This window comes from Anaerolineae bacterium (assembly GCA_014360855.1).
Classification (GTDB): Bacteria; Chloroflexota; Anaerolineae; order JACIWP01; family JACIWP01; genus JACIWP01.
The window spans coordinates 1-12,441 of the sequence record JACIWP010000064.1 but is presented as its reverse complement, the minus strand read 5'-3'; the positions used below and the strand labels follow the sequence as shown (position 1 = coordinate 12,441).

The window sequence follows — 12,441 nt, the reverse complement described above, 5'->3', positions numbered from 1 at the left end:
CGCATGAGCCTCCTGAGCGCCGCGGTGCGCCTGGTCGAAGACGATGTTGCCCAGGAACTTGGGCAGGAGCACCATGTCCACCTTCTGCCCCGGCGTCGCTTTCACCGGTCCGCTCGGGGCGGCAGTGGGTGCCTGGGTCGGTGCCTGCGTGGGCGCCTGTGTGGGCGCTTGGGTCGGCGGCTGTGTAGGCGCTTGGGTCGGCGCGGGAGTGGCGGCCGGTGCACAGGCTGTGAGCACCAGGCTCAGGATGACCAACACGGCAACGAGACGTACAGCAATCGCTTTCATACTATTTCCTCCTTCTCCTTACTCATGGAATGGCGGGACAATTCTCGCAATGGTGGACTACCGGTTGACGTACTCACTTTGTCTCTGCTTTCACCTCCTTTCTCTCCGCGAGAGCTGCTCGTTCGGCAGCCAGACGAGCGAAACGCCGGCGATTCAGTTCAGCCCGCACCCGGTTGGCCAGGTTGGGCACGAGCACCGAGAAGATGAGCAGTGCGCCAATGACGCCAGTCTGCTGTTGGAGGGTGATGTTGGACAGCGACATACCGTTGCGCAGGTTCAGGATCAGCAGGATAGACAGCAGTACGCCGAGAAGGGTGCCAGAGCCGCCGAAGATATTGACGCCGCCCAGGAGCACCATGGTGATGATTTCCAGCTCAAAGCCTTCGGCGGTGCTGGCGCGCATGGCGCCCAGGCGGGCGGTGTACAGCACGCCGGCCAGGGCCGAGATCAGGCCAGAGGCAATGAACAGCACCAGCTTCACGGCCTCGACCTTGACGCCAGAAAAGCGTGCCACCTCGCGGTTGTTGCCGATGACGTACACGTAGCGCCCAAATGCGGAATGCTGGAGGACGATATAGGCGATGACGAGCAGGAAGAAGAAGATCAGCAGGGACAGCGGGAATGGACCCAGGATGGGACGCTGGCCCATGTTGTTGATCCAATCGGGGAAGGTGGTGATGGAGCGGTCCTCGACCAGCACCCATACCAGGCCGCGGAACATGATCATGCCGGCCAGGGTGACGATGAGGGAGGAGAGCCGGCCGTAGGCGATCCACAAGCCGTTCCACAGGCCGCAGAGGAGGCCGGTGATCAGCGCCGCCGCGAGGGCGAGTTCTCCAGGATAGCCCAGCTCGATCATGCGGCCGAGGATGCCGGCGGCAAGGCCCATCACCGATGAGACCGACAGGTCAATTTCCCCGTTAATGATAATGAAGGTCATGATCAACGCGACGATGATCTTCTCGGCGTACAGGTAGAAGACGTTGATCTGGTTTTCCACCGTCAGGTACGCCGGCGCGCGCGCCGAATTATAGAATAGGGTGATCAGAAACAGGACGAAAAGGATGGCCTCCCATGAGCGCAGGAACTGCATCCGGCGAAGGGATGCGAGACGAGTGCTCAGCATGGAATTCTTCCTCCTCTGGTTATTGTGTGCCAGCATGGGCTGTGCCATATGCTCGTTCCCTATCACGCCTGCGGCATGGAGCGGGCCTTCGCTTCCGCCATTTCGGCGGTCCTGGCGGCCGCGGCGCGGGCCCAGATCGACCGCAGACGGGCCATGATGGCGCTGTCGGTGGCGACGGCGAGCAGGATGAGGAGGCCGAGGATGGCGTTGCGCCAGAACTCGCTGATGGCCGGCCAGCGCCGCAGGCTGTAGTCCAGGGTACCGATAAGCGTCGCGCCCAGGAAGGCACCGATGGCTGTCCCGGTCCCACCGAAAATGTTCACGCCGCCCACCACGGCCGCGGCCACCGCGTCAAATTCCAGACCCACGCCGGCCAGCACCATCAGGTTGCCGTACTGGAGCAGGAAGAGATAGCCGCCCAGGCCGGCCAGCGCGCCGCCGATGAGGTAGGCGATGAAGACAATGCGCTGAGCGGGGAAGCCGGCGATGCGCGCTGCTTCCGGGTTGGATCCGATGGCGTACAGCCGGCGGCCGTAGGGCAGGTATGTCAGCATTAATTGGATGAGGATGACCACCGCGATAGCAATGCCCACCATGACGCGGAAGTCCAGATCGCCGACTTTGAAGATGCTCCAGCTGGCGAACTGGCGCGCCCACATCGGTAAGCGGTGGGCGGAGACGATGCCGCCTTCGGGGGCGGAATAGAGCACAATGGCGGTGCGGTAGATGGCCATGGTGCCGATGGTGGTGATGATGGCCGGTACCCGTCCGTAGGCGATGATGAGACCGTTGATCATCCCCATGGCGGTCCCGACCGCGATGGCGATGAGCGCCGCCGGCACCGGGCCAATCTCATGGTGATACGAGAGCTGGACGCCCAGGAAAAAGGCGCAGAACCCGACAATGGCTCCCAGCGACAGGTCAATGTTGCGCGTGATGGCTACCAGCGTCTGGGCCATAGCGACCACCGCGATGATGGCAATGCTGGTTGAGACGCGCACGAAGGTGCGCCCGGTGTAGTAATCCTTGAGAAGGGTGCCGAAGCCCAACACAATGATAACGATCAGGAACAGTGTGACCAGCTCGCGAACTTGTTCGGGTCGAAGGATGCGGGTGATGAATTTCATGCTTGTCTCTCCAGAATCGCTTCGGGATGACCCATGGCGGCGGCCATGATTTTCTCCTGTGTGGCCTCTTCGCGGGTGTAGATGCCCATCTGCCGGCCTTCATGCATCACCAGGATGCGGTCGCTCATCGCCAGCACTTCCGGCAGATCCGACGAGATCAGGATGATGCCGATCCCCTGGGCGGCAAGGTCGTTGATCATATGGTGGACCTCCACCTTGGCGCCCACGTCAATACCACGGGTCGGTTCATCCAGGATCAGCACCCTAGGCTGGACGTTCAGCCATTTGCAGAGGAGCACTTTCTGCTGGTTCCCGCCGGAAAGGCGCTCAACGGTGTTCAGGACCGATGGGGTCATGATGTTCAGACGCTGACGGAATTGTTCCGCTACCTCGATCTCCTTCTGGCGCTGAATCAGCCCCAGGCCGTTCAGGAATTGGGGCAGGGTTGGCAGGGTAATGTTGGCACAAATGGGCATGGGCATCACCAGGCCGTACTTGCGGCGGTCCTCGGTGACATAGGCGATGCCCAGCTCCATGGCCTGTTGAGGGGAGCGGATGCGGACGGATTTGCCGCCAATGGTGATTTCGCCGGCGTCGGCTGGCTCGATGCCGAACAGCGCCAGGGCGACGTCCGTGCGGCGGGAGCCGACCAGGCCGGCGAAGCCCAGCACCTCTCCCCGCCGCAGGTCGAAATTAACGTCGTAGAAGACGTTCTGTTTGGTCAATCCCCGCACTGACAGCACCACTTCGCCGTGCTGAACGGAGCTTTTGGCGAAGAACTCCTCCACCTCGCGGCCCACCATGTCACGAATTACCTGTTCCACCGTGACCTCACTGCGCGGTCGAGAGGAGATGAGCTTGCCATCCCGGAGCACCGTGATGCGGTCGGCGATCTCGAACACCTCTTCCAGCCGGTGGCCGATGAACAGCACGGCGATGCCGCGATCGCGCAGGGAGCGCACCAGCTTAAACAACTGCTGGACCTCGTGCAGGGAGAGGGCGGAGGTGGGTTCGTCCATGATGAGGACGCGCACATCCAGGGAGATGGCGCGGGCGATTTCGACGGTCTGCTGTTGCGCCACGGTCAGGCCCTGGGCAGACTGCCGCACGTCCATCACCACACCGAGCTTGGCCAGAATTTTTTCGGCGTCCTTATACATTTGGTTCCAGCGGACGAAGGGGCCGCGAGAGCGGTGACTGATGAAAATGTTCTCCGCCACGTTCAGGTCCGGGAAGATCATGGGCTCCTGGTAGATGGCGGCGATGCCGAGCGCCTGGGCCTCTTGTGAGTTGCGGATGACTACCGGCCGGCCCTGCACCCGGATCTCGCCCGTGTCCGGCTGATGGACGCCGGTAGCGATTTTGATGAGGGTGGATTTGCCGGCGCCGTTTTCCCCCACCAGCGCATGGATTTCCCCAGGGTAGATGGCCAGGGAGACGTCATCCAGCGCCTGGGTCATGTCGAATCGCTTGGAGATGTGCAGTAGCTCTAGAATCGGTTCCGTCATAGCATTTCCTCTTGGGCAATAGGTAATTCGTACACGGCAGAATCAACGTCCTGCGGATAGTACAGGTTGATGTTGTCGTGCGAGATAAACACGTGCTCGTTGAAGATGGCCGGCGGGACCGGCTGGCCGGCGAGGATTTTGCCGGCGATCTCGACCAGCTTGGGGCCGTAGCGCTCGGGCCAGTAGGCGGTGGAGCCGATGATGCGCGACTGCGGGTCCCGTATCTCCTGGCGCACCTGCCGGTCGGCGCCCTGTCCCACCACCACCAGGTCCTCCTCGCGCCCCAGTTGGCGGGCCGCCCGCACCGCTCCCAATGCCGCCTCGTCATTAAAGCACAGCACGGCGATGCGGTGGACGGACGGCATTTCCTGAAGGAGCCGGTATATTTGTTCTTCGCTCATGCGGCAGTTATTGCCGCAGTTGACGCTGCGGATGCGCTCCGCCGGCAGGGGCCCGAGGATTTTCTGCAGGCCGTCGAGCTGGCCCTGCATGCGGGCGGCGGGCAGTTTGCCGGCGCGCGGCTCTTCGAGCATGATCACCTGCTCCACATGGCCCTGCCAGTGGCGGAGGATCCATTCCCCAAGGGCCAGGCCGGCCAGATGGCCGGCGCGGTAGTTATCTACGCCGAAGAAGGTGGCGCCCACGATGGGGATGTCCACGGCGATGACGGGGATGCCGGCGCGCTGGAACTTGTTCATGAGCTGGGGGCCGGCCTGCTCGTCCAGGTGGTATTCGATGACCAGGTGGACGCCGGCGGCGATCAGCTCATCCGCGACACGCAGAGCTACCTCGGTGTCCATCTGGTTATCGCGGGCGATCAGCTCCATGTCGGGTGTTATCTGGATGGCTCGCTCCAGGCCGCGGCGCACATCGGCGGCGAAGGGCAGGGCGTCGCTGAGGTTGGCGAAGCCGATCTTGTAGCGCTTCGGTCTGGGCGGATGCCGGCTGGGTGGATAGGTGGAGGTGCTCTCTTCACTGCATACCGTGAGCTGGATCGGGGTTTGGCGCAGTTCTTCGATGTAGGCGGGGGCGATCTGGTCATCGGTGAAGATATGGGCAATCTGCTCGATGGAAGCGAAGGAAGTGAGGTCCACCCGTCCAAATTTGCTGGAGTCTATCAGTGCTATCACCCGGTCCGCGCTCTGGATCATCAACCGCTTGAGTTCGATCTCGGGCAGGTCTACTTCGGTGAGGCCGGCGGATACGGAGAATCCCGTGCAGGAGACGAAGGCGGTGCGGGCATGGAGGTTGCGCACGATTTGCTCGCCCAGACTGCCGCCGACCGATGTGCCATCGGGCCGCACCTTGCCGCCGATGAGGATGACCGTGTGAGAGAGGTTTTTGGCCAGGGCGAGGGCGATCTCTATGCCGTTGGTGATAACCGTCAGGTTCTTGCGCTTCTGCAGGTACGGGACCATGGCATAGACGGTGGTGCTGGCGTCGAGCATAATCGAGTCGCCGTCTTCCACCAGTTCCGCCGCCCAGCGGGCGATGCATTCCTTGGCGCGCACGTTCGTGCGAGCGCGAGCCGCAAATGTGGGGCTGATGAAGGTGTGGTGGTCGGGGACGATGGCGCCGCCGCGCACGCGCTGGATCTTGCCGGCGCTCTCCAGCGCCTTCAAGTCGTTGCGGATCGTGCCCTCTGACACATGCAACATCTGGGCCAACTCACTCACCGTGATGCCCGGTGTCTGGCGCAGTAATTGTAAGATACTCGCCTGCCGTTCGAGAGGGAGCACCGCAACCGTCCCGCAGAGTTCTGATTGCGCGTGATTGTCGAAAATTGACGGAGCGTTGTTGAAATTTGCTGTTTATAGCATAGCAGATTTTTGTTTGTTTGTCAAGAGCTTGCGCAACATTTGCGGGACGGATATTGGCTGGTGCTCCCCCTTATGTACGCGGATGCCGGCACGCATCAGCCGCCGGCATCCAACGGATAGCGCGCCATGATGGCACACAGCTTCTCGTACGCTTCATCCCAGCCGGCGGTCTGTGCCGGCTCGTAAATCGTCAACGGGAAGGACTTGCGGATCAGCTCGCGTCCCTCCGCCACACTGTGCAGTGCCCCCATGGCGATCATCTGCATCATGATGTTGCCCAGCGCGGTGGCCTCGATGGGGCCGGTATACACCTGCCGGCGCAGGGCGTCCGCGGTGAACTGCGAGAGCAGGCGGTTCTGCGTGCCGCCCCCCACGATGTACACCGGCTCCAGGCGATACCCCAGCATCTCCTCCAGCCGCTCCAGCACCCAGCGGTACTTGAGCGCGATGCCCTCCAGCGCACAGCGCACGACGGCCCCCTTGTCCTCCGGCACAGGCTGGCCGGTCAGCTTGCAGAAGCGGCGGATGCGCTCCGGCATGTCGCCGGGCTTGAAGAATTCCGGATAGTCGGGGTCAATGACCGCCAGGAAGGCCGGCGCCTGGCTGGCCATCTTCACCAGCTCATCGTAGGAGTACGCCTCGCCCTGCTGTGCCCAGGTGCGCCGGCATTCCTGCACCAGCCACAGGCCCATGACGTTTTTGGAGAAACGGAACGTGCCGGCGACTCCGCCCTCGTTGGTGAAGTTGTTGCGCAGGCTGTCGGGGGTGATGATGGGATGCGGCGCTTCGGTGCCCATGACCGACCAGGTGCCGGAGCTGATCCAGACGAAGCGGGATTCCATCGCCGGCACGGCGGCGACGGCAGAACCGGTATCATGGCAGGCCGGCGCGATCACCTGCGGGCACTGCGCCTCACTGATGCCCAGCTCCTCCCGCACCGCCGGCGTCAGCTTGCCCAGGTTGGTGCCGGGCGGGATGATGGGTGGGAAGATATGCTTCGGGATGCCCATGCGCTCCAGCAGGTCCCAGGCCCAGTCCCCTCTGCGGGGATTGTAGAACTGTGTGGTGGTGGCGTTGGTGAACTCGCAAAATTTCTGCCCCGTCAGCCAGTAATTCAATAAGTCCGGGATGGTCAGGAAGGTATGGGCGATTTCGAGCGCCGGCGACTGGGATACCACCATCGCCAGGAGCTGGTAGAGGGTATTGAGCTGAAGGAATTGGATGCCGGTCTGTTCGAAGATCTCGGCGCGAGGCACGCGCCGGCAGGCCTCCTCGATCATCCCGTCGGTGCGGCTGTCGCGGTAGTGATAGGGGTTGCCGATGAGCGCGCCGGTGCGGTCCAGCAGGCCGAAGTCCACCGCCCAGGTGTCAATGCCCAGGCTGGCCGGCGGGGATTCCGTGTCGCGGAAGGCCATGCCAATGGCATTCTTGACATCGCTCCAGATGCGCAGGATGTCCCAGTGCAGGCCGTCGGGGAGGCGCACCGGGCCGTTGGGGAAGCGATGCAGTTCGGAGAGGGAGAGCCGGCCGCCGTCGAAGGATGCCAGCATCGCCCGTCCGCTTTCCGCCCCGATGTCGAACGCCAGATAGGTCTGTGCTGTCATGATGTGTCCTCCTTCTCGGTTTTCGCCATCATATCAGCAAGAGGTGCGGCATTTCCACCCACTGGATGATGCGCTGGAGGAATTGGGCGGCCGGCGCGCCGTCTATCAGGCGGTGGTCGAAGGTCAGGCTCAGCCAGACGCGATGGCGCACGGCGATCACTCCCTGAAACACCGCCGGCCGCTCGACGATGCGGCCGATACCCAACACAGCACACTGCGGCAGATTAATAATGGGGGTAAAGGCATCCACGTCGTACATGCCCAGGTTGGTGATGGTGAATGTCCCGCCGCTCATCTCTTCGGGGGTGAGCTGGCCGGCACGCGCCCGCTCGATCAAGCGCTGGGTTTCGCGGGCGATATCCGCCAGCCGCTTGCGGTCGGCGTCCCGTACCACCGGCACCAACAGGCCGCGCTCCGTGTCCACCGCTAAGCCGATGTGCACCTCGTCCCAGAGCCGGATGGTTTCCCCTTCCAGGGAGGCGTTCAGGCGCGGGAACTGGCGCAGGGCGCGGCCGGCAATGTACAGGAAAATATCGTTGTAGCTGACGGGGATGCCGGCTTCATGGAACTGCCGGCGCAGTTCTACCAGCGCGGTGGCGTCGGCCTCGGACATCAGCGTGACCGGGGCGGTGGTCTGCCGGCTTTCCAGCATGCGCTGAGCGATGACCGCCCGCGAGCCTTCCAGCGGGATGGTCTGCATGACGGCGACCGCCGGCGGGGTAATGGCCGGCCCTATGGTGACAGGAGGAGCTTTCACCGCCGCCTGGGACTGCAGATACGCCCGCACGTCCCGCTCGACGATGGCGCCCTGGGGACCGGTGCCCTGCAGGGTTTGCCAGGGGACGTTGTGCTCTTCCGCCAGCCGGCGGGCGCGCGGCGAGATGAATATCCGGCCGGCCGGCGGGGTAGTGGGTGGTTTCATCGCCGGCGCGGGGGCAGGCGTGGGCGGCACAGGCGCGCCGGCAGGCGCCGCCGGCGGTGTCGGAGCCGGCACCGCCTCTGCTTCTTCCCCGGGTGCGAGGATGCGGGCGATGGGGGAAAGCACGCGCACCTTTTGGCCGGGCTGGGCGGTGATATGGCGCAGGATGCCGGAGGCCGGCGCCTCGATGTCCAGCGTGGCCTTATCGGTTTCGATGGCGTACAGCTTTTCGCCCTGGGTCACCGCCTCTCCCTCGCGCTTGTACCAGGTCACCAGGGTGACGGTATCCACGGTCTGGCCCAGGGGTGGGACGAGCACATCCGTTGCCATGGGATTCCCTCAGAGTATGGACTTCACAGCCTGGACGACGCGCTCGGCGCTGGGGACATAGAACTGCTCCATCGGCGGCGAGAAGGGCGGGGGAGTGTCCGGCGCGCTGACGCGCACGATGGGCGCGTCCAGCCAGAAAAAGGCTTCGGCGGCGACCATGGCGGCCACGTCCGCTCCCCATCCGCCGGTGTAGTTGTCCTCCTCGACGATGACCAGCCGGCCGGTCTTGCGCACGGAGTCGAGGATCAGCTCTTTGTCCAGCGGCACCAGCGTGCGGGGGTCGATCACCTCCGCCTCGATGCCTTCTTTCGCCAGTTGCTCGGCGGCCTCCAGCGCGCGGTACACGGTGAGCAGTTTGCCGACGATGGTGACATCCTTGCCCTCGCGTCGGATGATGCCCTTGCCGATGGGCACCAGGTATTCCTCCTCGGGCACTTCTCCCACCGGACTGAGGGCGCCGCGCTCGGCGCGCGGCCCCTTACTACCGTAGAGCAGTTTGTGCTCAAAGATGATGACGGGATTATCGTCGCGCACCGCGCTTTTCAGCAGGCCTTTGGCGTCGTAGGCGGTGGCCGGCGCGACCACTTTCAGCCCCGGTATGTGGGTGAAGAAGGCTTCCAGGCTCTGGGCGTGCTGGGCGCCGCGGCCGGTTGCCCCCACGGGGGCGCGCAGGACCAGGGGGACCTTGACCGTGCCGCCGGACATATAGGTCATCTTGGCGGCCTGATTGGCGATCTGGTCCATAGCGCAGAAGAGGAAGTCGCCGTACTGCACGTCGGCGATGGGGCGCAGGCCGGCCATGGCGGCGCCGATGGCCACGCCGATCAGCCCGGTCTCTGAGATGGGGGTGTCCAGAATGCGCTCATGTCCGAATTCCTCGGAGAGGCCCAGGGTAACGGTGAAGGCGCCCCCAAATCCGCCAAGGATGCCGATGTCCTCGCCGATGCAGAAGACGCGCGGGTCGCGCCGCATTTCCTCCCGAATGGCCTGCCGCAGGGCTTCCGCAATGGTCATCAGCGCCATAGCTTATCCCTCCTCCGACCAGAATACGTGTTTGAGGGTGTCCTCCGGGTCGGGCAGGGGACTTTCCTCGGCGAAGCGCACCGCATTGTCAATAAGGGCCTGCACCTCCTGTTCGATGCGCTCCAGGGTTTCATCGCTGGCCAGGCCCAGTTCCTTCAGCCGGCCGGCCAGCCGCGGGATGGGATCGCGCTTGGCCCATTCTTCCTCTTCCTCGCGCGAACGGTAGGTGCGCGGGTCACTGCGGGAATGTCCGCACAGACGGTAGGTCTTGGCCTCGATAAGGGTGGGGCCTTCGCGCCGGCGGGCGCGGGCGATGGCCTCGCCGGCGACCCGATAGACCGCTTCGACGTCATTGCCATCCACGATGACCCCCGGCATGCCGTAGGCGGCCGCCCGGTCGGCGACGTTCTGGATCTTGAAGGCCTTGGAGAAGGGGGTAGAGGCGGCGTACAGGTTGTTCTCACAGACGTAGACCACTGGCAGGTCCCAGATGGCGGCCATGTTCATGGCCTCGTGTACCGCGCCCTCGTTGGCGGCGCCTTCGCCGAAGAAGCAGACACTGACGCGGTCCTTGTCCAGCCATTTGGCGGCCAGGGCGGCGCCGGCGGCCAGCGGGGCGTTGGCGCCGACAATGGCCACGGCGGGGAACATGCCCACCCGCACATCCCCCACATGCATGGACCCTCCCTTGCCTTTACAACAACCGGTGACCTTGCCGTACAGCTCCGCCATAATGGCGCGCGGCGCCACGCCTTTGGCGATGGCATGGCCGTGGGGGCGGTGGGTGCTGAAGAGATAATCATCGGGGCGCAGATGCGCGCAGACGCCGGCGGCCACCGCCTCCTGCCCGATGTACAGGTGCAGGGTGGAGGGAATGCGCCCCTGCATGAAGAGATAGTTACAGCGCTCCTCAAAGCGCCGGATGGTCAGCATTGTCCGATATAGTTCCAGCAGAAGGATATCTGCCTGATTCATCGATCCGCTCACCCCCTCAGATGTTTTTCGGGGCAAACTTGGGATGGAACTCCGGACTGCGGTAGCCCCAGGGGCACTGTGGGCGCTTGCGGATGCCCCAAAGCTCGGCCGCGGCGCGGACTTCCGGATATTTCTCGGCGGCTTCCTGCAGGGACATGCCGGCCAGCACCGCGTCGATGGCCTGGCGCCAGGCCATGGCGCCGGCCTTATAGCCCATAGGATGCCCGAGCATGCCGCCGCCGGCCGGCACGATGAAGTCAATGCCGTGCTCCTGGATCAGGACTTCGGCCAGGCCGGGGTACATGCCGGCGGCCGGCATGGGCCACGCCCGCTTGATATGGTAGAAAGGCGCCCGCAGAGTCTGGGAGGTGCGCAGTTCTTCCTCGACCGAGCAGACCTGCAGGCTGGACCATAGGGACGGCGTCAGCATCATGTCCGCGCCGCACAGCCGCGCCAGCTTGGCCAGGGCGACGTAGCTCATGGTCGGGAGCATGCCCAGCATGTGGGAGACATGCCAGAGAATGGGCACGTTGATCTCCGGGTCGCTGGCGATGACCTTCAGGGTCGAGAGGCCGACGGGGTAGGCGAGGAGCAAGCCGGTCGCGCCCAGCTTCACGGCGCGGCGGGCCTTCTCATGCACGCGGTCCACCTCATCGGTGATGCTGACCATGTACAGCGTCTTGTGGCCGGTCTCGCGCTCCGCCTTTTCCAGCGCCTTGAGCACCGCCTCCAGGCGGGCCTCGAAGGGGCAGTTCTCCAGCTCACTGCACATCTCGTCATCTTTACATAAATCTGCACCGCCGAGGGCGGTCTGGTAGACCTGGTTGGCGGTTTCCTCCGGCGTCATGCCCATCTTGGGCTTGATGATCTGCAGGACGAGCGGCCGGCCGTACACCCCCAGCTTCTCCCGCAGTCCCTCGATGCCGAATTTCGGGCCGCTGAATTTCTTAGCGATGGCTTCAGGGATGAAGACGTCCAGCAGGCGCACCTTGTCGCAAAAGGCGAAGATGTTACCGGAGATGGAAAGGAGCATCATCGGCACGTTGACGTTCACGTCCCAGGCCGCGGTGGGGAAGGCCAGTTGGATCACGGCGCGGCGTGTGCCCGGCGGGGAGGGGATTTCGTAATAGCCCAGCACCTTACTGCACAGGCGCTCCCGCACCTCGGGCGTCTCCTCTTTGATGTCCATCCAGGTGGCGGTGGAGCCTTCCAGGGCGAGGCGCTGGACCTGGCCGAGGTGATCGATGAAGTCCCAGTCCGGCCGGCTGTCCTCGATATAATACGTGCCCACGACGAAATGGTCCTGGTCCAGGCTTTCCCACATGTAGTTGAACATGTGGGGGTCGTACAGTTCTTTTACCATTGGATATGTCCCTCCATAAATGATGTGAATGCCTGATCGCTATCCCAGCAGGGCTTCGCGCAGCATGGCCGAAGCCTCCATGGCATCGCCCCGGGCGATCACCGCCGCGATGCGCTCGCGCCCGATCTTGTCCAGCAGTCCGTGCAGTCCCTGAATCCAGCGGATGCTCTCGCTGGCCGCCCGCACCCCATCCTCGCGGTAGGGGAAGATGTCCAGCGCGTACCATCCCTGGTAGTTCAGGCGGTCCAGCCAGTAGAGCAGTTCCAACATCTCGATGGTGTGCACGGATCCGACGGTCATGTCGTCGTCCCACAGGCGCCAGTTGTCGTTGAAATGCATGTAGAAGAGCTTATTGCCG

At 63.8% G+C, this 12,441-nt stretch carries 11 protein-coding genes; all 11 read right to left on the bottom strand.

Translation table 11 applies throughout. The annotated features are described in order from the left end of the window. Window positions 1-288 (bottom strand): sugar ABC transporter substrate-binding protein (locus H5T60_05180; protein ID MBC7241819.1); only part of this gene is annotated, 288 nt, incomplete at its 3' end. Window positions 289-361: 73 nt separating this feature from the next. After that, window positions 362-1,414, bottom strand: coding sequence for an ABC transporter permease (locus tag H5T60_05175; protein MBC7241818.1), 1,053 nt, complete (start codon window positions 1,412-1,414; stop codon window positions 362-364). Between the two features lie 62 nt (window positions 1,415-1,476). Beyond that, the gene (locus tag H5T60_05170) at window positions 1,477-2,541 is read right to left on the bottom strand and encodes an ABC transporter permease (protein MBC7241817.1); all 1,065 of its coding nucleotides are present in this window, start codon (window positions 2,539-2,541) and stop codon (window positions 1,477-1,479) included. Next, window positions 2,538-4,049 carry a sugar ABC transporter ATP-binding protein gene (locus H5T60_05165; GenBank protein ID MBC7241816.1) on the bottom strand — a complete coding sequence of 504 codons (1,512 nt, stop codon included), beginning with the start codon at window positions 4,047-4,049 and terminating at the stop codon, window positions 2,538-2,540. The genes H5T60_05170 and H5T60_05165 overlap by 4 nt, the downstream gene beginning before the upstream one ends. Then, window positions 4,046-5,788, bottom strand: a complete 1,743-nt coding sequence (locus H5T60_05160; GenBank protein ID MBC7241815.1) for a substrate-binding domain-containing protein — start codon at window positions 5,786-5,788, stop codon at window positions 4,046-4,048. Before H5T60_05160 ends, H5T60_05165 begins: the two co-directional genes overlap by 4 nt. A 176-nt stretch (window positions 5,789-5,964) precedes the next feature. Continuing rightward, window positions 5,965-7,473 (bottom strand): rhamnulokinase, encoded by a 1,509-nt coding sequence (locus H5T60_05155; GenBank protein ID MBC7241814.1) that lies wholly within the window; start codon window positions 7,471-7,473, stop codon window positions 5,965-5,967. A 28-nt stretch (window positions 7,474-7,501) separates the two neighbouring features. Beyond that, on the bottom strand, window positions 7,502-8,722 hold the full coding sequence (locus tag H5T60_05150; protein MBC7241813.1) for a 2-oxo acid dehydrogenase subunit E2: 1,221 nt from the start codon (window positions 8,720-8,722) through the stop codon (window positions 7,502-7,504). 9 nt (window positions 8,723-8,731) lie between these two features. Next, a complete protein-coding gene (locus tag H5T60_05145; GenBank protein ID MBC7241812.1) occupies window positions 8,732-9,745 on the bottom strand; it encodes an alpha-ketoacid dehydrogenase subunit beta in 1,014 nt (337 codons plus the stop codon). Window positions 9,746-9,748: 3 nt separating this feature from the next. Further along, complete coding sequence (locus tag H5T60_05140) at window positions 9,749-10,678, bottom strand: thiamine pyrophosphate-dependent dehydrogenase E1 component subunit alpha (protein ID MBC7241811.1); 930 nt, start codon at window positions 10,676-10,678, stop codon at window positions 9,749-9,751. Between the two features lie 58 nt (window positions 10,679-10,736). Beyond that, a complete protein-coding gene (locus H5T60_05135; protein ID MBC7241810.1) occupies window positions 10,737-12,083 on the bottom strand; it encodes a ribulose 1,5-bisphosphate carboxylase in 1,347 nt (448 codons plus the stop codon). A 39-nt stretch (window positions 12,084-12,122) separates the two neighbouring features. Next, on the bottom strand, window positions 12,123-12,441 hold a 319-nt coding region (locus H5T60_05130), incomplete at its 5' end, for a sugar phosphate isomerase/epimerase (GenBank protein MBC7241809.1).

Coding starts and splice junctions, on each gene's coding strand:
- H5T60_05175 (MBC7241818.1), bottom strand. CDS start 1,414: ATGCTGAGCACTCGTCTCGCATCCCTTCGCCGGATGCAGTTCCTGCGC.
- H5T60_05170 (MBC7241817.1), bottom strand. CDS start 2,541: ATGAAATTCATCACCCGCATCCTTCGACCCGAACAAGTTCGCGAGCTG.
- H5T60_05165 (MBC7241816.1), bottom strand. CDS start 4,049: ATGACGGAACCGATTCTAGAGCTACTGCACATCTCCAAGCGATTCGAC.
- H5T60_05155 (MBC7241814.1), bottom strand. CDS start 7,473: ATGACAGCACAGACCTATCTGGCGTTCGACATCGGGGCGGAAAGCGGA.
- H5T60_05150 (MBC7241813.1), bottom strand. CDS start 8,722: ATGGCAACGGATGTGCTCGTCCCACCCCTGGGCCAGACCGTGGATACC.
- H5T60_05145 (MBC7241812.1), bottom strand. CDS start 9,745: ATGGCGCTGATGACCATTGCGGAAGCCCTGCGGCAGGCCATTCGGGAG.
- H5T60_05140 (MBC7241811.1), bottom strand. CDS start 10,678: ATGCTGACCATCCGGCGCTTTGAGGAGCGCTGTAACTATCTCTTCATG.
- H5T60_05135 (MBC7241810.1), bottom strand. CDS start 12,083: ATGGTAAAAGAACTGTACGACCCCCACATGTTCAACTACATGTGGGAA.